Origin of the sequence: Erythrobacter sp. JK5, assembly GCF_018205975.1 — a bacterium.
In the GTDB taxonomy this organism is placed as follows: Bacteria; Pseudomonadota; Alphaproteobacteria; order Sphingomonadales; family Sphingomonadaceae; genus Erythrobacter.
On record NZ_CP073577.1, the window covers coordinates 1,059,750 to 1,084,275 of the forward strand.

General features: G+C 63.7%; 23 protein-coding genes and 1 tRNA gene. 16 read left to right on the plus strand and 8 right to left on the minus strand.

Features of this window, described 5'->3' with window-relative positions; all coding sequences use genetic code 11:
• The first annotated feature begins 8 nt into the window (after positions 1-8).
• The 3 genes from KDC96_RS05150 to KDC96_RS05160 all read left to right on the plus strand — a co-directional run bounded on the left by KDC96_RS05150 (position 9) and on the right by KDC96_RS05160 (position 2,965).
• The gene (locus tag KDC96_RS05150) at positions 9-1,001 is read left to right on the plus strand and encodes an SDR family oxidoreductase (protein ID WP_212451240.1); all 993 of its coding nucleotides are present in this window, start codon (positions 9-11) and stop codon (positions 999-1,001) included.
• Between the two features lie 73 nt (positions 1,002-1,074).
• Entirely contained in the window at positions 1,075-2,175 is a 1,101-nt protein-coding gene (gene ychF / locus KDC96_RS05155) for a redox-regulated ATPase YchF (RefSeq protein WP_212451241.1), read from the plus strand.
• A gap of 52 nt (positions 2,176-2,227) precedes the next feature.
• Positions 2,228-2,965 (plus strand): MauE/DoxX family redox-associated membrane protein, encoded by a 738-nt coding sequence (locus KDC96_RS05160; protein WP_212451242.1) that lies wholly within the window; start codon positions 2,228-2,230, stop codon positions 2,963-2,965.
• Here KDC96_RS05160 and KDC96_RS05165 read toward each other — a convergent pair.
• A complete protein-coding gene (locus KDC96_RS05165) occupies positions 2,962-3,600 on the minus strand; it encodes a hypothetical protein (RefSeq protein ID WP_212451243.1) in 639 nt (212 codons plus the stop codon). The two genes, KDC96_RS05160 and KDC96_RS05165, sit on opposite strands and share 4 nt — an antisense overlap.
• A gap of 3 nt (positions 3,601-3,603) precedes the next feature.
• A complete protein-coding gene (gene mutL / locus KDC96_RS05170; RefSeq protein ID WP_212452428.1) occupies positions 3,604-5,436 on the minus strand; it encodes a DNA mismatch repair endonuclease MutL in 1,833 nt (610 codons plus the stop codon).
• A 200-nt stretch (positions 5,437-5,636) separates the two neighbouring features.
• Between mutL and KDC96_RS05175 the strand changes: the two genes are divergently transcribed.
• From KDC96_RS05175 to rodA, 5 genes are all read left to right on the plus strand, one after another.
• Positions 5,637-6,680 carry a rod shape-determining protein gene (locus KDC96_RS05175; protein ID WP_212451244.1) on the plus strand — a complete coding sequence of 348 codons (1,044 nt, stop codon included), beginning with the start codon at positions 5,637-5,639 and terminating at the stop codon, positions 6,678-6,680.
• Positions 6,681-6,720: 40 nt separating this feature from the next.
• On the plus strand, positions 6,721-7,611 hold the full coding sequence (gene mreC, locus KDC96_RS05180; protein ID WP_212451246.1) for a rod shape-determining protein MreC: 891 nt from the start codon (positions 6,721-6,723) through the stop codon (positions 7,609-7,611).
• A complete protein-coding gene (gene mreD, locus KDC96_RS05185) occupies positions 7,611-8,165 on the plus strand; it encodes a rod shape-determining protein MreD (RefSeq protein WP_212451248.1) in 555 nt (184 codons plus the stop codon). The genes mreC and mreD overlap by 1 nt, the downstream gene beginning before the upstream one ends.
• 89 nt (positions 8,166-8,254) lie before the next feature.
• Positions 8,255-10,264 carry a penicillin-binding protein 2 gene (mrdA, locus tag KDC96_RS05190; protein ID WP_212452430.1) on the plus strand — a complete coding sequence of 670 codons (2,010 nt, stop codon included), beginning with the start codon at positions 8,255-8,257 and terminating at the stop codon, positions 10,262-10,264.
• A complete protein-coding gene (gene rodA, locus KDC96_RS05195; protein ID WP_212451250.1) occupies positions 10,261-11,379 on the plus strand; it encodes a rod shape-determining protein RodA in 1,119 nt (372 codons plus the stop codon). The genes mrdA and rodA overlap by 4 nt, the downstream gene beginning before the upstream one ends.
• Positions 11,380-11,383: 4 nt before the next feature.
• Here rodA and KDC96_RS05200 read toward each other — a convergent pair whose 3' ends face one another.
• Positions 11,384-12,094 (minus strand): LuxR family transcriptional regulator, encoded by a 711-nt coding sequence (locus KDC96_RS05200; RefSeq protein WP_212451252.1) that lies wholly within the window; start codon positions 12,092-12,094, stop codon positions 11,384-11,386.
• Positions 12,095-12,313: 219 nt separating this feature from the next.
• Between KDC96_RS05200 and KDC96_RS05205 the strand changes: the two genes are divergently transcribed.
• Positions 12,314-12,637, plus strand: coding sequence for a hypothetical protein (locus tag KDC96_RS05205; protein ID WP_212451254.1), 324 nt, complete (start codon positions 12,314-12,316; stop codon positions 12,635-12,637).
• 105 nt (positions 12,638-12,742) lie between these two features.
• Positions 12,743-12,818, plus strand: a tRNA-Lys gene (locus KDC96_RS05210).
• Between the two features lie 26 nt (positions 12,819-12,844).
• Here the strand turns inward: KDC96_RS05210 and KDC96_RS05215 are convergent.
• Genes KDC96_RS05215 through KDC96_RS05225 form a run of 3 tightly spaced genes read right to left on the minus strand, consistent with a single transcriptional unit; the run spans position 12,845 to position 16,043 of the window.
• Positions 12,845-14,275, minus strand: coding sequence for a radical SAM/SPASM domain-containing protein (locus tag KDC96_RS05215; protein WP_212451256.1), 1,431 nt, complete (start codon positions 14,273-14,275; stop codon positions 12,845-12,847).
• Positions 14,268-15,794 carry a radical SAM/SPASM domain-containing protein gene (locus KDC96_RS05220; RefSeq protein ID WP_212451258.1) on the minus strand — a complete coding sequence of 509 codons (1,527 nt, stop codon included), beginning with the start codon at positions 15,792-15,794 and terminating at the stop codon, positions 14,268-14,270. Before KDC96_RS05220 ends, KDC96_RS05215 begins: the two co-directional genes overlap by 8 nt.
• 9 nt (positions 15,795-15,803) lie before the next feature.
• Complete coding sequence (locus KDC96_RS05225) at positions 15,804-16,043, minus strand: hypothetical protein (RefSeq protein ID WP_212451260.1); 240 nt, start codon at positions 16,041-16,043, stop codon at positions 15,804-15,806.
• Positions 16,044-16,512: 469 nt separating this feature from the next.
• On the opposite strand from KDC96_RS05225, the gene KDC96_RS05230 reads away from it, so the two are divergent.
• Complete coding sequence (locus tag KDC96_RS05230) at positions 16,513-16,749, plus strand: helix-turn-helix domain-containing protein (RefSeq protein WP_212451263.1); 237 nt, start codon at positions 16,513-16,515, stop codon at positions 16,747-16,749.
• Position 16,750: 1 nt separating this feature from the next.
• Here KDC96_RS05230 and KDC96_RS05235 read toward each other — a convergent pair whose 3' ends face one another.
• Both KDC96_RS05235 and KDC96_RS05240 read right to left on the minus strand, forming a co-directional pair.
• Positions 16,751-18,823 (minus strand): TonB-dependent receptor, encoded by a 2,073-nt coding sequence (locus KDC96_RS05235; RefSeq protein WP_212451264.1) that lies wholly within the window; start codon positions 18,821-18,823, stop codon positions 16,751-16,753.
• Positions 18,820-19,200: a BlaI/MecI/CopY family transcriptional regulator gene (locus KDC96_RS05240; protein WP_212451266.1), complete on the minus strand. Its 381-nt coding sequence runs from the start codon at positions 19,198-19,200 to the stop codon at positions 18,820-18,822. The genes KDC96_RS05235 and KDC96_RS05240 overlap by 4 nt, the downstream gene beginning before the upstream one ends.
• 314 nt (positions 19,201-19,514) lie before the next feature.
• On the opposite strand from KDC96_RS05240, the gene KDC96_RS05245 reads away from it, so the two are divergent.
• The 5 genes from KDC96_RS05245 (at position 19,515) to KDC96_RS05265 (ending at position 24,503) form a co-directional block, all read left to right on the plus strand.
• Positions 19,515-19,652, plus strand: a complete 138-nt coding sequence (locus KDC96_RS05245; protein WP_212451268.1) for a hypothetical protein — start codon at positions 19,515-19,517, stop codon at positions 19,650-19,652.
• A gap of 65 nt (positions 19,653-19,717) precedes the next feature.
• Positions 19,718-20,938: a radical SAM protein gene (locus tag KDC96_RS05250; RefSeq protein WP_212451270.1), complete on the plus strand. Its 1,221-nt coding sequence runs from the start codon at positions 19,718-19,720 to the stop codon at positions 20,936-20,938.
• Positions 20,935-22,056, plus strand: a complete 1,122-nt coding sequence (locus KDC96_RS05255) for an HEXXH motif-containing putative peptide modification protein (RefSeq protein WP_212451272.1) — start codon at positions 20,935-20,937, stop codon at positions 22,054-22,056. Before KDC96_RS05250 ends, KDC96_RS05255 begins: the two co-directional genes overlap by 4 nt.
• A 1-nt stretch (position 22,057) precedes the next feature.
• Positions 22,058-22,315, plus strand: a complete 258-nt coding sequence (locus tag KDC96_RS05260; protein ID WP_212451274.1) for a hypothetical protein — start codon at positions 22,058-22,060, stop codon at positions 22,313-22,315.
• Between the two features lie 22 nt (positions 22,316-22,337).
• Positions 22,338-24,503: a peptidase domain-containing ABC transporter gene (locus KDC96_RS05265; RefSeq protein ID WP_212451276.1), complete on the plus strand. Its 2,166-nt coding sequence runs from the start codon at positions 22,338-22,340 to the stop codon at positions 24,501-24,503.
• Positions 24,504-24,526 lie beyond the last annotated feature (23 nt).

Below are 24,526 nucleotides of genomic sequence, written 5' to 3' on the forward strand. Positions count from 1 at the left end.
CCCGCTCGATGCCCGACCTCAACCGCCGCGCCCTGCTGGCCGGAGCCGCCGCCACCGGCGCGCTCGCCGCGACCGCCAGCCTCGCGCAGCCCGACACGCTGACCGCCACGCCCGATCTTTCGGGCAGGAGCATCCTCATCACCGGCTGTTCGAGCGGGTTCGGCAGGCTGATGGCGGAACACTTCGCCAGGATGGGCGCAACGGTGTTTGCGACCATGCGCGGCACACCGCGCCCCGAAGCCGCCGAGCTGGTGCAGATCGCCGAACGCGACGGGTTGGACCTGCACGTGCTCCGGCTCGACGTCACCCGGCAGGACGAAGTCGACGAGGCGGTGGCGCAGGCGGAGCGGATCGCCGGCGGCGCGATCGACGTGCTGGTCAACAATGCCGGGATCTCGTTCGGCGGACCGATCGAAATCCAGGATATGGAGGCGACCCGGCTCACCTTCGACACCAACGTCTTCGGCCCGCACCGCATGGCGCGCGCGGTCCTGCCCGCGATGCGCGCAGCGAAATCGGGGCTGATCGTCAACATCTCCTCGCAGCTCGGCCGCGTCATCGCCCCGTCCTATGGCCAGTATTCGCCGACCAAGTTCGCGCTCGAAGCCATGAGCGAAGGTCTCGCCTACGAACTGGTCCCGCACGAGATCGACGTGACGGTGATCGAACCCGGCGGCTATCCGACGATGATCTGGAAGAACGCCAACGCAAACAGTCTCGAACTGGTGGCACGCGCCGATCAGAAGCACCTTTCGGGCTACCCGGAACTGGTCGAACGGCTCGGCACGCGGACCGGTGGCGGCACGACCGATCCGATGGATGTGCCGCGCGCCATCGCGCAGGTGATCGCCATGACGCCGGGCACGCGCCCGCTCCGCCGTCCGGTCCACCCCGGTCCCAAGCCGCAGATCCCGATCAACGAGCTGACTGCCAAGGTCCAGGTCGATTGGCTCGGAAACTCTGCCTTCGGCCCGTGGGTAAAGGCGGTGCACAACGCCTGACATGCGCGCCGGGCTGGCCTTACGCACAACCGCCCGCTAAGGGCCGCGGCCTGACACAATTTCGGAGTTTCCGATGGGTTTTCGTTGCGGGATTGTCGGCCTGCCCAATGTCGGCAAGTCCACCCTCTTTAATGCACTCACCGAAACGCAGGCCGCGCAGGCTGCGAACTATCCGTTCTGCACGATCGAGCCGAATGTCGGGCAGGTCGCGGTGCCGGACGAGCGGCTCGACAAGATTGCCGCGATTGCCAAGAGCGCAAAGGTCGTCGCGACGCAGCTCGCCTTCGTGGACATTGCCGGCCTCGTGAAAGGGGCGAGCCAGGGCGAAGGGCTCGGCAACCAGTTCCTCGGCAACATTCGCGAGGTCGATGCGATCGTCCACGTGCTGCGTTGCTTCGAGGATGACGACATCCAGCACGTCTCGAACACGGTCGATCCGATCGCCGATGCCGAAGTGGTCGAAACCGAGCTGATGCTGGCCGATCTCGAAAGCCTCGAAAAGCGCGTCTCGAACGCGGAAAAGCGCGCGACGGCGGGCGACAAGGAAGCGAAGATAACCGCCAGCGTGCTGGGGCAAGCGCTCGAACTGCTGCGCGACGGCAAGCCTGCGCGGCTGACCGAGCCCAAGGACGACGAGGAAGCGCGGGTCCTGAAACAGGCCCAGCTGCTGACCGCCAAGCCGGTGCTGTATGTCTGCAACGTCGCCGAGGAAGACGCGGCAGAGGGTAACGCGCTGTCGGCCAAGGTGTTCGCCAAGGCAGAGTCGGAAGGCGCGCAGGCGGTGGTGGTCTCCGCCGCAATCGAAGCCGAGCTGGTCGCGATGCCACCCGAAGATCGCGCGGAGTATCTCACCGAGCTCGGGCTGGAGGAAAGCGGCCTCGCCCGCGTGATCCGCGCCGGATACAAGCTGCTGGGCCTCAACACCTTCTTCACCGCCGGGCCCAAGGAAGCGCGCGCCTGGACCTTCCCGGCAGGCGCCAAGGCCCCGCAGGCGGCCGGCGAGATCCACACCGATTTCGAGAAGGGCTTCATCCGCGCCGAGACGATCGCCTACGACGACTACGTTGCGCTGGGCGGCGAAGCGGCGGCGCGCGAGGCGGGCAAGCTGCGGCAGGAGGGCAAGGAATACCTCGTGCAGGACGGCGACGTGATGCTGTTCAAGTTCAACGTCTGAGAGCCAACGGCACGCCCCTTGATTATACCCTGGGGGGGTATATATGCGGGGCATGTCGAAGACCGCCGAACTCCACCGGATGGTGATGGACAAGCATGTCTGTCCCTATGGCACCAAGGCGAAGCACCTGCTGGAAAGCCGCGGCTATACGGTCGAGGATCATCACCTCACCTCGCGCCCGGAAACCGATGCTTTCAAGGCGAAACACGCCGTGGAAACCACACCGCAGGTGTTCATCGATGGTGAGCGGATCGGCGGCTACGATGCGCTGCGCGAGCACTTCGGGATCGCCAATGACAAAGGTGGCACAAGCTACCGCCCGGTTCTTGCAGTGTTTGCGGTCGCCCTTGCGCTCTCGGTTTCGCTGTCTTTCGGCGTGCTGGGAGGCCTGGGCGGCCGCTCCCTCGAATGGTTCGTCGCTTTCTCGATGGGCATGCTGGCGATGCTCAAACTGCAGGATGTCGAGCAATTCTCGACCATGTTCGTCGGCTACGACCTGCTGGGCCAGCGCTGGGTGCCCTATGCCTACGCCTATCCGTATCTCGAGGCGCTGGCGGCGGTTCTGATGGCGGGGCGGCTGTTGCCGTGGCTCTCGATCCCGGTCGCCTTCACCATCGGCACGATCGGCGCGGTGAGCGTGTTCTACGCGGTCTATGTGCAAAAGCGCGACATCAAATGCGCCTGCGTCGGCGGGAGCGGCAACGTGCCGCTGGGCTTCATCTCGCTGAGCGAAAACCTCGCGATGATGGGGATGGCGGTGTGGATGACCTACGGTCTGATGACCGTTTAATCCTGGATATTCTCCGTAGCCGCCAAATTCAGCACTTCGTTCAGAAGATCATTCAACTCGGGATATTCGTCGATGTCACATTCATGGCGGGTAGCAAAGGCTCGTCCTGACGCGCTTAGATACTCGAATACATATCGGGTGCCATCAGCACATATCGTGATCACACCATCATCGGCGACTGGGTTGTGATACTGCGCTGCATCATAGATATTTGCCGCAGATATTCTTGAATTAAGGCTCTCGAGCTCCGGCGCCTTCAGTTCCCGCGCCCAAGTTACCGCTATTCCGCCAGGATCATATCCTCCTGCTCCGTTGAGACGGGTGTAGGTTATCGTCGCGGAGCCGTCTTTGCCTTGATCCGAACGCAGGACAATGGCGGGGCTGAAACTCGGGAGAACCAGCAAGCGAAACCGGGAATTGAAGGAATACAGGTCGGCTTGGTCCACCAGAGGTTTCTCGTTTGCGGCGGCGAGTTGTTTGCCGAACCAATCCTCATAGAAATCGCGGTACCAGGCATTCTCTTCGGGATCGTCATCCCATCCCGCATCGGGAGCGAAATCCGTACCCGCACAAGCCGAGAGAAACGCGGCGATCAAGGCTGAACAAGCGGCAAGCCGGAATGACGATCTCACCATGCCTCAATGCCGTCCGAACAGCTTTTCGACGTCGTCCATGCTCAGCTTGACCCAGGTCGGGCGGCCGTGGTTGCACTGGCCTGAGCGGGGGGTGGCTTCCATTTCGCGCAGGAGCGCATTCATCTCGTCGACGCGGAGCACCCGCCCTGCCCTGACCGATCCGTGGCAGGCCATGGTGGCGAGGACGTATTCGAGCTTTTCCGAGAGCAACAGCGCGCCCGAATCCTCGTTCTTGCCGTGCTTGGCGATATCGTCGGCGAGGTCCTGCAGCAGCCTGGTCGTATCGGCCTTGGCGATGGCGGCGGGGACCGCGCGCACCAGCATCGCAGAAGGGCCGAAACGCTCGATGGCGAGCCCGAACCGAGCGAGACCCTCGGCGGCGTCTTCGAGCCGGTCGCAATCGGCTTCGTCCAGTTCGACCACGTCGGGAACCAGCAGCGCCTGCGAGCGCTGGGTCGCTTCCCCAGCCCCTGCCGATTTGAGCCGTTCGAGCACGAGCCGCTCGTGCGCCGCGTGCTGATCGACCAGCACCAGCCCGTCCGCCGCTTCGGCAACGATGTAGGTGTTGGCGACCTGACCGCGCGCGATGCCGAGCGGGTAGTCCTGCGCCTCCTCGGGCATTGGACCGGCTTCCTCGGCGCGGCCAGTTGGCAGCGCATCCTGCGACGGCGGATTCCATTCGGGGCGCGGTTCGCTCACCCGCGCCTGCGGTCCAGTCCAGTCGCGGCCCTCGAATATCGATCTCAGCGCCGGTGCTTCCTCCCGGACCGGTTCCGCCTGCCACCTTTCCATCGCCTTGCGATCCGGCCCCTGTGCGCTTCGCCGATCCCCTGTCGCCAGCGCCTGACGCAGGCCGGAGACGATGAACCCACGCACGCCCGTAGCATCGCGGAACCGCACCTCGGTCTTGGCCGGGTGGACGTTAACGTCGACATCCAGCGGCGGCAGGTCGAGAAACAGCGCCAGCACCGCGTGCCGGTCGCGCGCAAGCATATCCGAATAGGCCCCGCGCACAGCTCCGGTCAGCAGCCGGTCCTTCACCGGGCGACCGTTGACGAACAGGTACTGGTGGTCCGCCACGCCGCGATTGTAGGTCGGCAGGCCGGCCAGCCCGGTGAGCCGCATCGCACCGTGCGGGGTATCGCGCTCCAGCTCAATCGCAACGGCGTTGTCCTTGAGTTCGCGCGCCACGATCTGCGAGACGCGCGTCGCCAGTCCCTCGTCCGCTTGCGTCGACAGCGCGGTACGCGACTTGCCCTCCGCGCCATTGGTCAGGGTGAAAGCGATCTCGGGCCGCGCCATCGCGAGGCGGCGCACGATATCGAGGCAGGCGATGTACTCGCTGCACGGCGTACGCAGGAACTTGCGGCGCGCCGGCACCCTTGCGAACAGTTGCTCGACCCGCACGCGCGTGCCCGGCGGCAGCGCAGCGGGTCCCTCCTCGATCATTTCCCCATGATCGATCACGCGCCGCCATCCGCTGTCGGCCTTGCGAATGCGGCTCTCGATACTTACCTTGGCAACACTGGCAATCGACGGCAGGGCTTCGCCGCGAAAGCCGAGAGTTTCGACCAGTTCGATAGCGTCGTTCGGCAGCTTCGAGGTGGCGTGGCGTTCCAGCGCCAGCGCCATATCCTCGGAAGACATGCCGCAGCCATCGTCGGTCACTTCGAGCCGGGTCAGCCCGCCGTCGGTCAGCGCGACAGCGATTCGCCGCGCACCAGCATCGATCGCGTTCTCGACCAGCTCCTTGAGCGCGGAAGCAGGCCGTTCGACCACTTCGCCCGCAGCAATGCGGTTGACCAGATCGGTCGGAAGTCGGCGGATGCGGGGCAGGTTTTCGGGCATTTGTCGCACGCTAGCCTTCAGGCACCGCAAATTCGAGGGTAACCGCGCATAATCACCATCCCAGTCAACAATTATTTTGGCCTTTTAGCCACCAATTCGCTAGGCGCATCAGGTCACGTAATTTTCGGGTCATGCAACTCGCAGGGGGTCTGCGAGCCACGGCCCGGCATCCACGGAAAAATCGAGAAATGAGTTTTCTTTCCAATCTCTTCAAGTTCGGTTCGCAGAACATGGCGATCGATCTCGGGACCGCCAACACGCTGGTCTACGTGCAGGACCAGGGAATCATCCTCAACGAACCATCCGTGGTTGCAATCGAGACCATCAACGGGATCAAGCGCGTCAAGGCGGTGGGCGACGACGCCAAAATGATGATGGGCAAGACGCCCGACACGATCGAGGCCATCCGTCCCCTGCGCGACGGCGTGATCGCCGACATCGAAATCGCGGAAGAAATGATCAAGCACTTCATCCGCAAGGTGCATGGCAAGCGCAACCTGTTCCGCTATCCCGAGATCGTGATCTGCGTTCCTTCGGGATCGACCTCGGTTGAAAAGCGCGCGATCCGCGACGCCGCGTCGAACGCGGGCGCGTCCGAAGTGCACCTGATCCTCGAACCGATGGCGGCCGCGATCGGCGCCGACATGCCGGTGACCGAGCCGGTCGGTTCGATGGTGGTCGATATCGGCGGCGGCACGACCGAGGTTGCGGTGCTGTCGCTGCGCGGTCTCGCCTACACCACGTCGGTGCGCACCGGCGGCGACAAGATGGACGAGGCGATCGTCTCCTACGTCCGGCGCCATCACAACCTGCTGATCGGCGAATCCACCGCCGAACGGATCAAGAAGGATTACGGAACCGCGATGGTACCGGAAGATGGCGTCGGCGAAGTCATCACGCTGAAAGGTCGCGACCTCGTCAATGGCGTGCCCAAGGAAATCACGATCAACCAGGCGCATGTCGCCGAGGCCCTGTCCGAACCGATCGGCGCGATCGTCGAAGGGGTGCGCATCGCGCTCGAGAATACGGCGCCCGAACTGGCCGCCGATATCGTCGACCAGGGGATCGTGCTGACCGGCGGCGGCGCCCTGATCCGGCGGCTCGACGAGCATCTGCGCGAAGAAACCGGCCTGCCGGTCTCGATCGCCGAAGATCCGCTCACCTGCGTCGCTATCGGCACCGGCCGCGCGATGGAGGATCCGATCTATCGCGGCGTGCTGATGACCGCCTGATGCGCTTTTGGCGGAGCTAGACGGAAGGAAGTAATCGGCCATGGCGCCGCCCTCATCGCGTCGATCGAGCTATTCCAAGAAGGCCCAGTATTCGGTCTTCACCGGGTACCTGCTGGCGACGCTCGGAGCGCTGCTCGGGGCCGGGTTGCTGGCGCTGTCGCTCTGGCAGCCTTCCTCGTTCGCCCCGCTTCGTGGTGGCGCACGCGATGCGGTGACGCCGGCCGGCGAAGGCGCCGCCGCCGTCCGCACCGAAACAAAGGGGCTGCTCGATACGCTGGCGGGATACTGGCGCGCGGGCAGCCAGAATGCGGCGCTGCGGGAAGAGGTCGAGATCGCGCGCATCCGGCTTGCCGAGGCGGAATCGGTCAAGCAGGAGAACGAACGGCTGAAGGCGCTGCTCAACCTTGCCGAGGGCGAGGCAAAACCCGTCGCGGTCGCGCGGCTGGTGGGATCGAGCGCTTCGAGCAGTCGCCGGTTCGCCTATATCGGGGTCGGGTTCGAAGACGGCGTCCGGGTCGGCATGCCGGTCCATTCGCCGCGCGGCGTGGTCGGCCGGATCCTGGAAGTCGCGCGCGGATCGTCGCGCGTTCTGTTGCTGACCGACAGCGAGAGCGTGCTCCCGGTCCGCCGCGCCAAGGACGAAGTCGTCGCCTTCGCCGAAGGGCGCGGCGACGGGTTGCTGCGTATCCGACTGATCAATCTCGGCATGAACCCGCTCAAGGAAGGCGATCTGTTCGTAACCAGCGGCGCGGGAGGCTATTATCGTCCCGGAATGGCAGTCGCGATCGTCAGCGAAATCACCAGCGACGGCGCGGTCGGGCGACTGATCGCGGATCCATCGGCGACCGATTTCGTGTCGGTCGAACCGATCTACGAGCCGACGGCGGTGCAAGCGGCGCAGACCCCGATCGAAACCGAGGTCGGCGATTGATGGAGCGGATCAATCCTTCCGCGCGTGCCGACCGCTACGGCAGCCGGATCAACCGCGCCCAGTCGCCGTGGCGGGCGCTCACCGTGCCCTATGTCACGATCATGCTGGGTTCGCTGCTCCCGGTGCTGTTTCTCGCCGACGTCATGCCGATGGTGCCGCCGGTCGCATTCCTGTTCCTGCTCGGATGGCGGATCATGCGGCCCGGCCTGCTGCCGCTGTGGGTCGGGGTCCCGCTCGGCGCGTTCGACGACCTGTTCAGCGGTCAGCCGTTTGGCAGCGCGGTGCTGCTGTGGTCGCTCACCATGATCGCTCTCGAAGCGATCGAGGCCCGGTTTCCGTGGCGCGGTTTCTGGCAGGACTGGTTCACCGCCGGTCTAGCGATCGTGCTATACATCATTGCAGCAATGGTCATTTCCGGTGCCCCCATAACCCCCTTCCAGCTGGTTGCGGCGATGCCCCAGATCGCACTTTCGGTGCTGATCTATCCCGTGCTCGCGCGGGTCGTCGCGCGGCTCGACCAGTTCCGCCTCGCGCGCTCGCGGAGGATCGGGTGAAGAAACTGTTCGGTCGCAAACGCGACGCGAGGCGAAGCGGTCCGGTCATCAGCGCGTCGACGCTGAAGAACACGTTCGATCGCCGCAGCATGGTGATCGGTTCGATCCAGGGCGGGATCGGCGTGCTGCTGGCGATCCGGATGGGCTACATCGCGATTGCCGAGAACGAGAAGTATCGGCTCGAATCCGAAAGCAACCGGGTCAATCTGTCGCTGATTCCGCCGCGTCGCGGGTGGATCCTCGATCGCAACGACGCTCCGCTTGCTTCGAACCGGGCGGACTTCCGCGTCGATGTCATACCGGGCCGGCTCGCCGATCCGGATGCGACGATCGACCAGATCGGCTCGCTGCTCGATCTCAATCCCGGTCGCATCGCCGATCTCAAGGCCGAGATCGCGGCAAGCAGCGGATATCAGCCGGTCGAGGTCGCCAGCGGGCTCGATTACGAGGAGTTCGCCGCGCTCAGCGTGCGCCTGCCCGACATGCAGGGGGTAGTCCCGCAACGCGGCTTTTCGCGCTTTTATCCCACCGGCTGCAGCGTCGGTCATCTGATCGGCTATGTCGGTCCGGCCAATGCCGAGGAATACGACGAGGAGGAGCGCAATCCGCTGCTGGTGACGCCGGGCTACAAGATCGGCAAGGACGGGCTGGAAAAGCAGTTCGAACAGGACCTGCGCGGCGTGCCCGGAGCGCGCCGGGTCGAAGTCACCGCATCGGGCCGGATCGTGCGCGATCTCGAAACCCGCGAGGATATCCAGGGCGATCCCGTTCGCCTGACGATCGATGGTCCGCTGCAGGATTATGCCGCACGCCGGATCGGGCTGGAAAGCGGATCGGTGGTGGTGATGGACTGCAAGACCGGGGACCTGCTGTGCATGGCCTCCATGCCGAGCTTCGATCCCAACAGCTTTTCGGACGGCATCGGCAGCGTCGAATACGCGATGCTGCGCGATGACCAGCGCGTGCCGCTGCGCAACAAGGTGCTGAAGGGGCTCTACCCCCCCGGCTCGACCGTCAAGCCGATGCATTGCATGGCGTTCCTCAAGGCAGGGGTGCGGCCCGAAGAAACCATCGTGTGCGGCGGCGGGCGCCGGATCGGGAACCGCTTTTTCAATTGCTGGAGCAACCACGGCGTCGTCGATATGGCGAAGGCGATCTACCAGAGCTGCGACAGCTATTTCTATCACTTCGCGCAGCAGGTCGGGTTCGACAAGGTCGCAGCGATGGCGAAGGAGATGGGGCTCGGTCAGGAATTTCCTCTGCCCGTCACCAGCCAGTTCTACGGCACCGTGCCGACCCCTGACTGGAAGGTCGAGAAATTCGGTCGCGACTGGCAGCCGTTCGACACCGTGAACTCCTCGATCGGACAGGGCTACTACCTTACCAGTCCGTTGCAACTGGCGGTGATGAGCACCCGTCTCGCGACTGGACGGCACGTGATGCCGCGGCTGGTGATGAATACGCCGCCCAAGGGTTTCGATCAGGTCGAGTTTCCCGACGATCAGGTGCAGTTCGTACGGCAAGCGATGAGCGACGTGGTCAACGGGCCCGGTACCGCCGGCCGCGGCCGGCTGCCCTTCCCCGACATCCAGATGGCGGGCAAGACCGGGACCGCGCAGGTCGTCTCGCTGAGCGTGTCCGACGGACGTTCGGGCCCGTGGAAATACCGCGACCACGGCCTGTTCGTGTTTTTCGCCCCGACCGACAAGCCGCGCTATGCCGGTGCAGTCGTCATCGAGCACGGCGGCGGGTCGGGCGCGGCCTATCCGATCGCGCGCGACGTCATGACCTTCATGTTCGACCCGGCCAAGGGACTGGAAGCGCTCAAGGCGCTCGAAACCCAGTGGGGCGGCACCGCGCAGCAGCGGCTCGAAATGCGCTATGCCGCCTATGCCGCCGAGCGCGGCGAAACCGTCATCGCGACGCCGCGACGCGACGAGGAAATCTTCGACCAGGTCGAAGCCGAAGCCCGGCTTGCCGCCCAGCAATCCGAAGCGATTGCCGAAGATGCCATTGCCCCGCGCCCCGATCCAACCGCCTCGGGCTCACCGCCACCGCAGGCGATCCCCTTACCCGTTTCGCAATCGGCAGGCGAATGAACTCCATCGTTCCCGAACCGATCGCGCGTCAGCCTTGGGGCATGCTGATCCCGTTGTTCATGCTGGTCGCATTCGGGGCAGCGGTGCTGTATTCCGCCGCCGGCGGTGCGATGCAGCCGTTTGCCGCCTCGCACCTGTTCCGGTTCGGCGTGTTCCTTGTCATGGCGACCGTCATCGCAGCGATTCCGCGCGACCTGGTGCGAACGCTGACCTATCCGGCCTATATGGCGGTGGTGGTGATGCTGATCGCGGTCGAGGCGATGGGTGCACTGCGCGGCGGAAGCCAGCGCTGGCTCGATCTCGGGTTCATGGTGCTGCAGCCGTCCGAGCTGATGAAGCCGGTTATCGTCGTCACGCTGGCGCAATTCTATTCGACCCTGCCGGTCGGGATGATCGGCGGCTGGCGCGCACTGCTGTTGCCCGGCGCACTGGTCGCGGTGCCGATGGGACTGGTGCTGATGCAGCCCGACCTTGGCACGGCGCTTGCCATCGGGTTCGGCGGAGGCGTGGTGATGCTGCTCGCAGGCCTGCCGCTGCGCTGGTTCATCGCCGGAGGGGCAGCGGGTGTGGTCGCGGCGCCCTTGATGTTCTTCTTCGGCCTCAAGGAGTACCAGCAGCGCCGGGTGCTGACGATGTTCGATCCCGAAGCCGACGCGCTTGGCGCAGGCTATCACATCACCCAGTCGAAGATCGCGATCGGATCGGGCGGCCTCTTCGGCAAGGGCTTCAACGAAGGCTCTCAAAGCCATCTGCAATACCTGCCCGAACCGCACACCGATTTCGTGTTCGCCACCATGGCCGAGGAATGGGGCCTGATCGGCGGCCTGTTCGTGATCGCGGTGTTCAGCATCATCCTGCGCTGGGGGCTGAGGGTTGCGCGGGATTCGCGCGATCGCTTCGCCAGCCTGCTGGCCGCAGGCATGGTCGCGACGATATTCTTCTACGTCGCGGTCAACCTGCTGATGGTGATGGGCATGGCCCCGGTGGTCGGTATCCCGTTGCCGTTCATGAGCCACGGCGGATCGTCGATGCTGACCAACATGATCTGCATCGGCGCGCTGCTGATGGTCAATCGCTGGAACCGCAACGCGCCGCGCGGCGGCCTTTCGGGTTGACTTCTCAGACCTGCACCAGCCCCAGCTTGAGCGCCTTCACCGTCGCCCCGACCCGGTCGGACACGTCGAGCTTGGCATAGATCCGCTTGGTGTAAGTCTTCACCGTGTCGGGCGCGATGTCGAGTATGGTCGCGATCGCCGAAATCGACTTCCCGCGCGCGACCCAGCTCATCACCTCGCGCTCGCGTTCGGACAGTTCGGGGCGGTCGTCCATCGAATCGAGCAGGACGCTCACGCGCTGATGCGCCGCCTGCGGCACACTGCGCACGATGCCGAGCCTGTGTCCGTCGATCTGCGTGATCGGCATGCCGAAATCGAACGATGCATAGGCATCGCGACCGCGCGGGCCGAACAGCGGCAGGCCGAAACCGTGCACCAGTCCGAATTCGGCCATCGCCGCGAAATATTCTTCGTTTTCCCGGGTGTTGGGCGCATAGCTGATCGCATCCTGCCACGAGAGCATCGATCCGTGCTGCAGCGTCCGCACCGGAATTGGGTCCTTGGCGCGAAAATCGGCCTGTTCGTACAGATCAAGCCATTCGCGGCTGAACCCTTCGGCGACGACTGCGGTCCCGGGAGAGTTGGGAGCCTCGAACAGCGGAGTGAAATGATAACTGTACCGCACGACCTGCTGTTCGAGACAGATATCGGCCGCGTATCGCAGGACATCCCCGATGTCCGTAAACGCCTCGATCTTGCCGAAATACTGCTGCATGCGAGTCCGAATACTACCACAGGTCACCCAGGTGGGCGACTTTCCCTTTACGTAACGTCCGTCCATATGTCGGAGGTCGCTCGCAAGAGCACTCGCGTTCGGGTCGCATTCCGGCAGGTCACGACCGTCGGACTTGGTTGGGCGCGAAAAGTCCTGACGGCAACGGCCGCACCCCGCGTCTGTCTGTCGTCAGGCAACGGTCTTCGAAAGGCAGAAACCATGGTTCGTCGCGCGGCGATCGCTCAGTGGCTGCGCGGAATGCTGACCGCGGACGGCGCACAACAGGCCGAACCTGACAACGCGGCGCTGGTCGCCAATGCGATCGCCGTGCGCGAGGCGCAGGGGCAGCCCACGGTTCTGCGCCAACTGCACACGATTACCCCGCTTTCGCAGTCGCAGGCATTTCAGGCGGTCGCGCAACTCGAAGAGCGCGGCACGGTCGCGGTCATCCCGCACGAACACGATGCGCTGGATTCGCAGGTGACGCTTCTGCGCAGCCCGCGCGGCGTGCTGGACAGCAAAGCGCATTGCGATGCCGCATAGGCCCTTCCAATCCCCAATCCGCGCGCTATATGCAGCGCCTTGCCTGATTCGGACGCTGTCGATGCCGACGCCCGAACACAGGCAAACCGATGTTTCGATCGGAATGGACGCATAGCTCAGTTGGTAGAGCAGCTGACTCTTAATCAGCGGGTCCTAGGTTCGAACCCTAGTGCGTCCACCATCGAAGCCGATCGCAACTGCCAGCCCTCAGAACGTGCGCACTTGCCGCATGATCCGCGCATCGGCCTCGTCGAGAACGCGATCTACGTCGTCTTCGAACATCGCGAGGCACAGCAGCGGATCTTCGCTCCGCAGCCGGTGGTACAGCCGGATACCTTCTTCGATCTCGGCGCGCCAGTACGGGCAGTGGGCAGTCTGCGGGGCGAGGCGATCCTGTTCGTACACCACCGAATCCGCGTAGCAGCCGCCGCCGCAGATGTAGCGCGCCCAGCAATCCCTGCAGTGCGGGCGATTGTCGACTTCGGCTGCCTCGGCGTGGCGGAACGCCTGACGCCGTTCATCGTCGAGGCCCTCACTCACATGGCCCAGGCGGTACTCCTCCAGCCCGAGATGCCGGAAGCACGGATAGATCGCGCCGTCGGCCCTTACCCCGACATAGCTGCCCGCCACTCCGCAGAACCGCGTGATCGGCTGCGGCAGCATCATCCGGCGCACGGTCTTGGCCAGTGGATGATAGTCGATCGGCCGACCGCCGTTCTTGAGCGTGGTGAAGATCTCGTCGGCGATTGCTGCTGAGTCTTCGATGAAATCGGCCAGGTCGCGGGATCGCAGGTGTTCGTCGCTCTCTTCGTCCGCGCCGACCTTGATCGCGTGATAGTGCCTGATCCCGAGCGATTGCGCCCAATCCCACAGCTCCGATAACCGCGTTCCGGAACAGAACACGCTGTTCACGGTAACCCGCTCGGGCAATTCCTCGAGCAGCAGCTTCAGGCCACGCTCGACCAGAGGGTACGACCCGCGCCCGTTGGCCATCGGGCGAAAACGGTCGTGAATGGCCGCCGGCCCATCGCAACTGACCCGGATATTGTACGGATGCGCGGCGAAGAACCGCGCGATCTCGGCGGTCACCAGCGTGGCGTTGGTGGTCAGCTCGAATTCGACCTCCTGCCCGCCTTGCGCCGCCCGGTCGAGCGCCATCGCGGTCAGGGCCTTGAGCTGCTCGAACTGGATCACCGGCTCGCCCGAACCGAAGTGAAACACGACCTTGGGCGCTCCCTTTGCGGCGGCGAAGGCGAAATCGACCGTCTGCGCCAGCGTCGCATCCGACATCGGCCCGATGCGCGAATTGCTCGGCTTTTCGAAACAGTATGTGCAGCCCATGTTGCACGCGCCGGGCAGATCGATCGAAACATCGGTCACCTGCGGCGGCGGGGCATCCTTCGCCTCGCGCTTGGCAGGCACCGGCAGCCGGGTAAGCAGGTCGTTGTCGGCCAGCCATCTCTCGAGCGCGGGATCGCTGCGGGCTGGCGGCCACTGTCCTAACCGATCCGACATCTCGTCCGGAACCTCGAACAGATAGGTGCGCTCCAGATCGTACAGCAGCGGACCGTCCGGCTCGCGCGAAATCAGCCTGGTATCGCGGAGCCGCAACGCATCGAGCGTTTCCACCTCAGACATAGCTGCGCAATTCCGCCGCCGGTTCGCGCGGCGTCAGCGAGTCAGCGTCATCGAGCTCGCCACCCGCCCACTGGGCGATCTTGGGCGAAACCAGCGCGATCAGCTGCACCGGGTTGGTCCGGGCGAAATGGCGGTAGACGATGATTGCGGCCTCGCTTTCGGCGCGCAGCGAATCGCATTTCTCGTGGCCGAACCGGTCGACCATTGCCGAACAGCCTCCGCCGCACAGCGTCCGGTTCCAGCACGCACGGCACACTTCCTGCCCTGCGGCGCTGAACTTTTCGCGGAAGGCAGCGACCTTGTCAGGATCCGGTCCGTTCTCGACATCGCCGAGCACCGATTGCGGACGCCCGACATGCAATGCGCAGGGATAAAGCTCGCCATCCGACGAGACACCGAACATGCGATCTCCCGCGGGGCAGAAGAAATCGCGCCGCTTGTGCGTCAGCAGCTGGAGGATCTTCGAGGTCAACCGGTAATCGAGCGGTTTCTCGCTGCGGTCGATATAGTCGATGTAATGATCGGCCAGATCGCGAATGTCGTCGAGATAGTCGCCGAAGGCATCGTCGACCAGCGCCAGCGGATCGTCATCGGTCAGCCGCACGCGTTCGGCCTTGCACTGGCTCGCCCCCGTTTCCGCGAGCTTTTCGATCGCCTCGCCGAGACTGTTGGCCTCGCGCACAACCGACGATCCGATCAGGTGGACGCCGGGCCGCTCGACAAGCAGTCTGAGATTGCGCTCGACATCGGCGTAACTGCCGTTGCCGTTGATATACTTGCGCAATTCATCGTGCGTTTGCTCGTCGCTGTCGATCGAATAATAGACTGTGAAGCGATGCTCGGCCATGAAATCGGCGATTTCGGCCGTCAGCAGCGTCCCGTTGGTGGTGATGTGATAGTCGGTCTCGGTGCCGGTAGCGCGCGCTTTCGCTTCGGCCTGCTCGACGATCCGGCGGATCGCCTTGAAATTGAGCAACGGCTCGCCGCCGTAGAAGTGGTAGCCGTAAATCCTCAGTTCCGGAAAATTCGCGTGGATGTGGTCGACGATAGTTTCGGCCCGCGCCATCGGCATCTTCGGGATCGGCACCTCGCTGTAATCGAAATGCCCCTTGTTCACGTAGCAATAGGGACATGTCAGATTGCAACGCTGCGACACGTTGACCATGAAGGTCGCGTAGTCGGATGCGTCGGCGATCGGGGCACGCTCGATCGGCTCGGCTGGCCCGACCAGCAGGCCCCGCTCGATCAGGCTGTCGATCATCTCCGCCGCGTGGTCCGCCGCGATCGCAGCGTCAGTCTGGCAAAAACGTTCGAGCAAACCATCGCGGGAGAGCGGGCCGCCATCGCGGGCGAGCGCGAGCAACGCACCCTCTTCCGGATTGCTGTCGTGCGCAATGACGCGGTCGATATCGAACAGGTAGTGCCTGCCGCGTGAACCGAAATGGTGGAAAGCGACCGGTTTGAGCGTCGCGGTCCGCTCCGCCGGCGCCGGGCGGTCAGGGGCTGCGGTAATCGTCATCGCCCGCTCCTACGCGAGCCCCGGACAACCACCTCCTCCGCCGCACAGGATCTCGCCCGCCAGCGAACCGACCAGATCGTCGAGCGCGGGCAGTGTCTTCTTCAGCCGGGCGATCGCTTCGACATCGGCCCGCGTGACTTCACCGAAAACGCTTTTGGGATCGGCGAGCAGCTTCTTGCGGAAGGCCGGATCGACAATTGCCTTGGCAAGCGCCTGCTTGCGTGCATCGATTCTGCTTGACTCTTCCATTGCCCACCTCCGTTTTTGGGTAAAGTAGTGAATTCTCCGAGTATTGATTCTATGCGAGAGAGCACAAGATTACCATAATTGCCCGCGATTACAACCGCACTACATCATCGCACCGATGAACGCGGCCATCGCGCCGCTCATAGTCTGCGTCTTGCTCTGCGTAGGCTGACTTGCCGCGAACAGAGCCGAAGGGAGCCCGGATCATACCCCGGCCATCGCACCTCATCGTATTCGGCGAGCATCGACTGTATTGCGTATGCCTCCCTCAATCTTGCGAATAGTGCAATAGTATTTCCGAACTCGCGCGATGTTGACCGCAATTGCGGCCCATTTCATCGTAAGACGACGACAATTTCTCGAGAAACAACTTGAATTTGCCGAATTTCTTTTGCTAGCTGTAACAAATGCCTCGGCGTCGCAATCCGGATATTCCCCCCAAGACGAACTTGCCTGGTCCTTCGGCCAGCGGGTGGCGACGCTGCGCCGACGCAGCGGCATCGAAACCAAGACGCTGGCTGCACGATCGGGAATGAGCCCCAATTACGTCTGGCGTCTCGAACAGGGGCTTGTGGTCCCCAACCTGCGCAACATCGCGCGCCTCGCGATCTCGCTCGAAGTGCCGCTGCCGATCCTGCTGGAGAAGGTCGACGTGTCTTCGGTACGGCTCGAAAACCGGGCCTACAATCGCCGTGACGCCGCGGAATGACCTAGAAGCTCCGCTTGTAGGAGATACGCGGGACGAGATGCGAATCGTTGCGTCTGGTTTCGATCAGCACCGGATTGTCCTGTGACCGGTCGGGCGAAAAGAACACGCGGCGACGCTCGGTTGGAACATCGAACAGGTTCGACAGGCTGAAGGTCAGCGTGGATTTGTCGTCGGGCCGGATCTGGTAGAACACCGACGCATCAGGAAACCGCGAAAGCGAGATATCGAACTCGTCGCGCCGGAAACTCGTGCTTTCGCTGCTACCGCTAAGATCGAACCCCCATGCCGTGCGTTTCCCGTCGCGCCGGAACCCGACGCTGACGCTCGCGATCGGCACGCCGGAAAACCGGCGAGGCTCGAGCGTGTAGGGATCGCGCACGGTGGTGAGGACCAGTGATGACTGCGCCGTAATTCTTCCACCCGCGATACCGATCCGGTCGAGCGGCAGTTCGAGCGTGGCGTCGACCGCCCACAGATCGGCCGAACCGAGATTGCCCGGCGCATCGAACCCGCCCTCGACCGGCACCCGGTCCTGCAACTGGGAAATGCGGTCGTATTCGAGCGTGATCCGCGCCACTCCGTCGCGAAGGATCGGGCGCTCTGCAGTGAGCTTGACCTCCCAGGCGCGCTGCGGTCGCAATTCGGCGTTGCCGCCGTTGATACGGTCGTCGCGCAATTCCGCAAAGCTGACGAAGTCGTCGAAATCGAGTTGCGAAACCGTCCGTTCGATCGACAGCTGTACCGAAACCTGATCGGGCGCTTCCCACAACAGCGAGATGTTGGGCTTGACGAACGACAGGGTTCGCTCGGCCTCGGCATCGCCGGTGACCGACAGGCGCGAATGTTCGAACCGCAGCCCGGTTTCGATCCGCAGCTTGTCGGTCACGCCGAAACCGAGCGTGGCGAAGGCTTCGGCGCGGTCTTCGCTTACCGTCACATCGTCGACAGGCAGGTCGATTGCCGCACCGCTCGCGAGATCGCTGAGCTGCACCTGGCTGTCCAGCACGTTGCGCGCGCCTTCTATCCCGACCTGCAAGGATGCACCGCCCAGCACCGCGCGCGAATGGGTGATCCGCCCGATCGTTTCTGTCAGCCGATCGTCGAGGATCTGCGAAAAGCCGTCCACCACTCCCGATTCCACGTCGAATGCGAACAGGTCTTCGAACAGACGGTCGCGGCGCGAATGCAGCACCACGAATTCGGTCGCACCGCCCAGCGCCTTGAGCGTCGCGTCCGCGCCGATTTCGAATTCGTCGGTGACATAGTCGGACCGGAACACGTCGCGCGCCGAGGTGGGGCCTGCGACGGTTTTCAGGTCCTCGAGATAGTCGAAACCGGTGCGCGCATAGCGCAGGTTGAGATGCGCGCTATCCAGCGTTTCTCCGTCGAAGGCATAGTTGAACGAAACCGACCGCACCGGTTCATCGATGACAATCGTCTTGGGCCTGACCGATATCGGATCGGCGACCCCGGGCAGAAACAGACGGTCGATCCCGACTTCGTCGGACGGACCATTGGTATAGCTCCCGGCCAGCGCGAGCGTGTGCCGCCGGGATATCCAGCTGGCCGATCCATCGGCTGAAGCCGTGAGCCGCCCGGCAAAGTTCCGTTCCAACGCAGCAACGACATTTCCCGAAACGCCATCTTCAGCTGACAGCACCACGTTGGCGACTTGAACCTCACCGGCATAGTCGGCTCCGTATCGTTGACCCGGCCCGATCTCGATCCGCACCACGCGGTTCGCCGGTATCCGTTCGAGGACATCGACGAGCGGATCCGACTTGGAACTCGGTCGTTTGCCGTTGATCACGACATTTCCCGCCGCCTGCGCAAATCCGCGACTGTCGGCATTGCCCAGCCTCAGCGTGAAGCCCGGCACGCGCAAGACCATGTCGAGCGCGTTGCGCGGCGCGAATGGCGCAAAGAACGCCGCCGGGAAGGTGCCCGTCCCGGTCGCCTTGACCTCATCACCAGCGGCGGGCGGTGCACCTGGCGCGGCCTCCTGCGCCGAAGCCGCAAACGGTGCCAGTGCGGTAGAAGCCAGCACCGCTGCCATCACGCAGCTGCGCGTCACGATGCGTTCCCGGACTGGCGAAGGTTCTCGATCAGGCTCTCGATCTCGCGCCATTCGCCATCCGTCAGCGGGCCGTCCATCTCGAGAAGCGCGTTGACCGCCGCCGTGCGAGATCCGGCAAACAGAACGTCGGTCAGACGGTGGAGGCAGTCGTCGACGATCTCCGCGCAATTCAGACGTACGCGGTAGCTGATATATTCATCGCGGCGGGTTTCGCTGATCAATTGCTTGCCGACCAGGCGCTTAAGCATCGTTCGCACGGCCGACGCGCTGGGCGCTCCGTCGATATCCGCAATCACTTCCGAAACCGTAGCATCCGGGTTCTTGAAAACCGCGTCGAAGACTTCTCGTTCCCGGGGTGAAAGCGAATCGCGCATCTCGTTACCTCCGCATGCCCCGCTACATTTGTAGTTTTCCCGCGCTATTGTGAAACATCGCAATTTCTACTTTCGCATGATTTGGCAAAGTTTTTCATCAAGTGCGCCTTTAAAGTCATTCATATGCCAAAAGATGTTCTTAATTTTCCTCTATGCTTCAGATGTTTATGCGACTCCCCGGTCGATCGGCGTAGATTCGCGGCGGTTCGGCGGATTGGTTGGCGGGCAAATCGTATACTTCACCTATTCTTTGTCTGTCGCAGGGGTTGGTGCGGTTACCAAATCTGAAGCGACATTCGAAAAGGAACTGTGAAATGGCGAAGAACAAGACGCCCAAGACTGAAGCAAAAGCCCAGTCGAAGAGCCTCGAATCGCTGATCGATGCTCAGCTCGACAGCATCGTCGTCGGCGGCTGGTCGCGCACGGTCTTCAACCGCGTCCGCCCGGTCTAATCGTAATTGCCCCGCAGTTTCGTCTGCGGGGCAATTGCTTTCCCAGTACGTCGAGGAGCATGCCGATGTTCGATGTCGAGGCACGTCTTGCCCGTCCTGGGCGGCGCCATGTGTCGGTCGTGCTTAAGGTGGCCGAACGCTGCAATCTGGCCTGTACCTATTGCTATTTCTTCTTCGGCGGGGACGACAGCTATCTCAAGCATCCCGCGTTGATTTCGTCTGACAGGGTATCGGATGTTGCCCGGTTCCTGGGCGAGGCCGCGATCAAGCACCGTCTCGAACGGATCGAGATCGCGCTCCATGGCGGGGAGCCACTGTTGCTCAAGCCCGATCGCATGGGCGCGCTGGTCGAAACCATCCGCGCTGCCGTGCCCGACAGTTGCGAGGTCGACATCCTGCTCCAGACCAATGGTGTGTTGGTCGACGAAACGTGGATTGCGCTGTTCGAACAGCACTCCATCGGCATCGGGGTCAGCCTTGATGGTCCGCGCGCGGTCAACGATATTGCCCGGCTCGACAAGAAGGGGCGCAGCAGCTTCGACGCGACGATTGCCGGCTGGGGCTTGCTCAAGAAGGCCGCCGCAGATGGCCGCATCTCCGAGCCCGGTATCCTCTCCGTCATCGCTCCCACGACCGATGCGGAGACGCTTTCCTTCTTCATCGACGAACTTGGCGCGCACAGCCTCAATTTCCTGTTGCCCGATATGTTCTTCGACAATCCGGAAACGCAGCCGGAGGATGTCGCGCGGATCGGCGAGACGATGATCGCGATCTTCGAGGAGTGGCGACGGCGGGCCGATCCGGGCCTGCATATCCGGTTCGTCAATGATGCCCTGTTGCCGATGATCGTGGCCATTCCGGCCGAGTCCACCCACCACTGCCGCGAAGATCTGTCGCACGCGATGACGATTGCATCGGACGGCACGATCTATGTCGAGGATACGATCCGCAGCGCGTTTGCCGATCGCTTCGACGAAACGCTCAATGTCGCGAGCGCAACCCTCGCCGATGTCTTCGCGCATCCCCATTGGCAGAGCATCGCTCGCGCTGCCGAGCAACCGGCCGGACCGTGCACATCGTGTCGCTACGGCGAGATCTGCCAGGGTGGCCCGCTGATCTCCCGCTACTCGTCCGACAGGGGGTTCGACAATCCCTCGCTCTATTGCTCCGCGCTGTTCGCGTTCCACCGGCATGTCGAACGCGAGGTTTCGGCCACCGGGCGCTTGCTGCCCTCTCCGCGCTTTGCCGCGGACCCCCTGTTTCCCGCCCGAAAGGAAGTTGCATGAGTGCCGCATGTTCCGATGACTCGCCCGTTGCACGCCTGCTCGATGAATGCGCGCAGGCAGCTCCTGCCGCCGCTCCGGCAATTGCCCAGACGCTGCTCGCGTTGGTAAAGGTGCTGCACCGGCGGGCTGCTGCGGCTGCAGCGGACGAAGTGGCACGTGAGCACGCGAAACACATCGCCGCCGCACTCGCGCGGATTGGTCCGGAGCAAGATGGCGAAATCTGTTTCGCGCTGTGGACCCCGGCAATCGCGGAAACGACCCGCCTCATCGAACGTGGCGAGGCGGAAGCGGCGCTCGTGCAGCTCGCCGCGATGCTGCGCGACGCGGGTTTGCCAGCGAAGGAGCCGGAGCCGACCGGGCCGATCGATCGCTTGTGGAGCGATGGCCGGTTCGTCTCGATCGACAGCAGCGGTCGCCCGGCTCCGCTCGGCGGCGACTGCCGCTGGTATCGGTTACCCGGCATCCGAGACAAATTTGTACTTCCGACCCGCGAAGTGATTCTCGACAATGCCGACGTCGAAGTGATGTGGCCCGCACCGCTCGATCATGGCGTGCCGGAGCATGTGCTCAACGAAGCGCAACACGCAATGATCGAGGCGGTACGGTGGATCGGTGAGGTTTCGCCGCGGCATCTCGCCTGGATCGACCGGCTCGTCTGCGGTTTCGCGATCACCGAAATGCCGGAAGACAGCGACCTCAGCAGCGGCTCCTACAAGAGCCGCCCGGGGGTGGTACATATCTCGTTTCCACTCGACCCGGTGATGGTCGCCGAGACGCTGATCCACGAAGCCAGTCACCAGCACTACCTGCTGCTCAACAGCGTCGTGCCGCTGGTCGATCCGGAGGCGACCGAGTTCGTCTTTTCGCCGATCAAAGGTTGCGAGCGACCGCTGGTTCGCTGCGCCTTTGCGCATCACGCCTGCTTCAATATCTGGGATTTCATGCGCCGGGCGCTTTCGGGTCGCTATGGTGTGCAGGCCGGCGAACGCATGGTTCTGATGGCCGGTTACACCGAGGTGCTGGGCATGAACGTGCTCGCCAGCGGACGCCTGACCGAGGCCGGCACGGCATTCCTTGGCGGATTGCAGGCGCAAACGCTGCTGCCGGAGGCGGCGTAGCATGGACCGCCGCAGCATCTTCCGCTCCGATGCGCTCGAAGCGCAAGCCTACGGCGAGATCGGCGAGCCGCGCCTTACCCTGCCGCGCTGGACCATGGCGGCGGCGATCCTGCTGCTGCTTATTCTCGGGGGGCTCTCTACGGAGCGCTCACCGTGCCGATCGAACTGCGTTCGGATGGATGTATTCAAACGGCTGAGCAAACGCAGACGCGCCAGAGCTGCGAGATTCGCCGCGTCCATCCGGTGGAAGACCTGCTGATCGATCGGCACGGAGAGATGCGGTGATCGGGCGGGCGCGGCGCGCGCGCAAGACCAGGGTGGAAGTAGTGCTGCACCCGTCCACCACCGATTGCGGGATCGCCAGCCTCAAGATGGTGCTCGGCGCATTCGGCATTCCCGCCACCATGCCGGAAGTGCGCGCCGCGACGCGATACACTTCCAGCGGCGTAACCGTCGGCAATATCATCAAGACCGCCAAACGCTTCGGGCTCGATGGCCGCGCGGTGCGGGCCGAACTCGACCAGCTCGACCAGCTCGAACTGCCGGCCATCCTGCACTGGAATTTCAATCATTTCGTCGTGCTCGAGAAGGTCGGCGCACGGCATGCGACAATCCTCGATCCGAGCCACGGTCGCCAGAGAATCGGGCTTCAGGAGCTGTCGCGCGGGTTTACCGGGGTGGCCGTCGAATTCGAACCTTCGGTCGAACTGTCCGCACGCCCGCCGGGCGTTGGCAGCGCTCCGGTCAGGCCGTTTCTTCCGAACCTGCGGGGGCTCGGTGCGTTGACCGCGATGGCCTTCATGATCGCGCTGCTGTCGCAGGCACTGGTGATATTGGCACCGGTCTGGATGGCGAGCCTTGTCGACAATATCGGAGCGGAGGGCGCGATCGCCGCGATCCCGCATGCCGCGGCCCTGGTGCTGGGCATGATCGCCGCCGCCGCGATCGCCGAACTGGCGCAGCGCGAAATGCTGCTGCGGGTCGGCGTCATGGCCAGCCTGAGCTCGAGCAACAAGCTGGTCGATCACCTGTTCCGCCTGAGCTACGGGTTTTTCGGTGCGCGCCGGATCAACGATCTCGTCGCGCGGGTCGGCCATATTCGCGATATCCGCGACCTTGTCGTCGAACAGGGCATTCCGGCCGCGATCGACCTGCTGTTCGGCATCCTCGCGCTGTTCGTCCTCTTTCGGTTCAGCCCGTTCTTCGGCGCGATCAGCCTGGTAATGCTGGGCATCTATTTCCTGCTGCGGGTAAAGCTGCTGGCGCTCAATGCGCGGCTGAACCAGGAACAGGTCAAGGCCGATTCGACCGAGATGGGCCACCTGATCGAGAACCTGCGCGGTATCCTGACGTTGAAGGCCGCCAATATCGAGCCGCAGCGGCTTTCGATCTGGCAGTCGGCGCTGCACCGCGGCGGCCTCGCGACCCTCAGGATGCGCCGGCTAGAAACGGTGGTCGGGTCCGCCCGCTTCTCGATCTCGGCGATCGACCAGCTCGGGATCGTGATCGCCGGCATCTGGCTTGTCGCCACTGGCCAGCTGTCGCTCGGCGTGCTGATCGCGGTGCTGATGATCCGTCAGCAGCTCTACGACCGGATGATGACGCTGTTCGACCGGCTGGCACAGCTCGCCCTGATCAAGATGTATGCCTATCGCCTCGCCGACGTGACCGGTGCGAGAGCCGGGCTGTCCTGGACGCAGCCCGAGCCGGACGCGTTCGCGACCGCAGCACCGGTGCTGCGCGCCGAGGATGTCTGTTTCCGCTACGCCGACGAGGCACCGCTGGTCGTCGACCGGACCAGCCTGACGCTGGCCCCGGGATCGATGGTCGCCATTCGCGGCCCTTCGGGTGAAGGCAAGTCGACCTTGCTCAAATTGCTGCTCGGTCTGATCTCGCCCGAGTCCGGTCGCGTGACCATCGACGGCACCGAGCTCGACGAAGCCGGTTTCCGCGCGTTGCGCGATCGCTCCGGCGTGGTGCTGCAGGGGGAACAGCTGTTTTCCGGGACGATCCTCGAAAACCTGACGTGGTTCGGCTGCGATCGGGACATGGAACGGGTCGAACATTGCGCCCGGATGGCCTGCATTCACGAGGATATCGAGCGGCTGCCGATGGGCTATTTCAGCCCGATCAACGAAGGCATCTGCAACTTTTCCGGTGGCCAGATCCAGCGGATGTTGCTGGCCCGCGCCTATTATCGCGAACCGCAGTTCATGCTGCTCGACGAAGCGACGTCGGCACTCGATCCGGAACTGGAGGAACGCGTCGTGGCCGAGCTCGAAATGCATCCGGCGGCGAAGCTGTGCGTGTCTCACCGCAGCCTGATGCTCGAGCGTGCCGACGTCGTCTATCGGATGGAGGAAGGCCGCCTCGTGCTCGAGCGCGACGGCGCGATCGTGCCGTTCGCCCCCGAAGCCAGGGATTTCACCAAGCGCCAGCAGGCGTGACCTGCCGAGCCAATCAGGAGGAC

Excerpts from the sequence above, each read along its gene's own strand:
- mreD (WP_212451248.1), top strand. The coding sequence starts at position 7,611 with ATGGAGCGGATCAATCCTTCCGCGCGTGCCGACCGCTACGGCAGCCGG.
- KDC96_RS05250 (WP_212451270.1), top strand. The coding sequence starts at position 19,718 with ATGTTCGATGTCGAGGCACGTCTTGCCCGTCCTGGGCGGCGCCATGTG.
- KDC96_RS05205 (WP_212451254.1), top strand. The coding sequence starts at position 12,314 with ATGGTTCGTCGCGCGGCGATCGCTCAGTGGCTGCGCGGAATGCTGACC.
- mreC (WP_212451246.1), top strand. The coding sequence starts at position 6,721 with ATGGCGCCGCCCTCATCGCGTCGATCGAGCTATTCCAAGAAGGCCCAG.
- KDC96_RS05245 (WP_212451268.1), top strand. The coding sequence starts at position 19,515 with ATGGCGAAGAACAAGACGCCCAAGACTGAAGCAAAAGCCCAGTCGAAG.
- ychF (WP_212451241.1), top strand. The coding sequence starts at position 1,075 with ATGGGTTTTCGTTGCGGGATTGTCGGCCTGCCCAATGTCGGCAAGTCC.
- KDC96_RS05165 (WP_212451243.1), bottom strand. The coding sequence starts at position 3,600 with ATGGTGAGATCGTCATTCCGGCTTGCCGCTTGTTCAGCCTTGATCGCC.
- KDC96_RS05240 (WP_212451266.1), bottom strand. The coding sequence starts at position 19,200 with ATGCGCGATTCGCTTTCACCCCGGGAACGAGAAGTCTTCGACGCGGTT.
- KDC96_RS05220 (WP_212451258.1), bottom strand. The coding sequence starts at position 15,794 with ATGACGATTACCGCAGCCCCTGACCGCCCGGCGCCGGCGGAGCGGACC.
- mrdA (WP_212452430.1), top strand. The coding sequence starts at position 8,255 with ATGGTGATCGGTTCGATCCAGGGCGGGATCGGCGTGCTGCTGGCGATC.
- KDC96_RS05225 (WP_212451260.1), bottom strand. The coding sequence starts at position 16,043 with ATGGAAGAGTCAAGCAGAATCGATGCACGCAAGCAGGCGCTTGCCAAG.
- KDC96_RS05175 (WP_212451244.1), top strand. The coding sequence starts at position 5,637 with ATGAGTTTTCTTTCCAATCTCTTCAAGTTCGGTTCGCAGAACATGGCG.
- KDC96_RS05215 (WP_212451256.1), bottom strand. The coding sequence starts at position 14,275 with ATGTCTGAGGTGGAAACGCTCGATGCGTTGCGGCTCCGCGATACCAGG.
- KDC96_RS05160 (WP_212451242.1), top strand. The coding sequence starts at position 2,228 with ATGTCGAAGACCGCCGAACTCCACCGGATGGTGATGGACAAGCATGTC.
- KDC96_RS05200 (WP_212451252.1), bottom strand. The coding sequence starts at position 12,094 with ATGCAGCAGTATTTCGGCAAGATCGAGGCGTTTACGGACATCGGGGAT.
- rodA (WP_212451250.1), top strand. The coding sequence starts at position 10,261 with ATGAACTCCATCGTTCCCGAACCGATCGCGCGTCAGCCTTGGGGCATG.
- KDC96_RS05255 (WP_212451272.1), top strand. The coding sequence starts at position 20,935 with ATGAGTGCCGCATGTTCCGATGACTCGCCCGTTGCACGCCTGCTCGAT.
- KDC96_RS05150 (WP_212451240.1), top strand. The coding sequence starts at position 9 with ATGCCCGACCTCAACCGCCGCGCCCTGCTGGCCGGAGCCGCCGCCACC.
- KDC96_RS05260 (WP_212451274.1), top strand. The coding sequence starts at position 22,058 with ATGGACCGCCGCAGCATCTTCCGCTCCGATGCGCTCGAAGCGCAAGCC.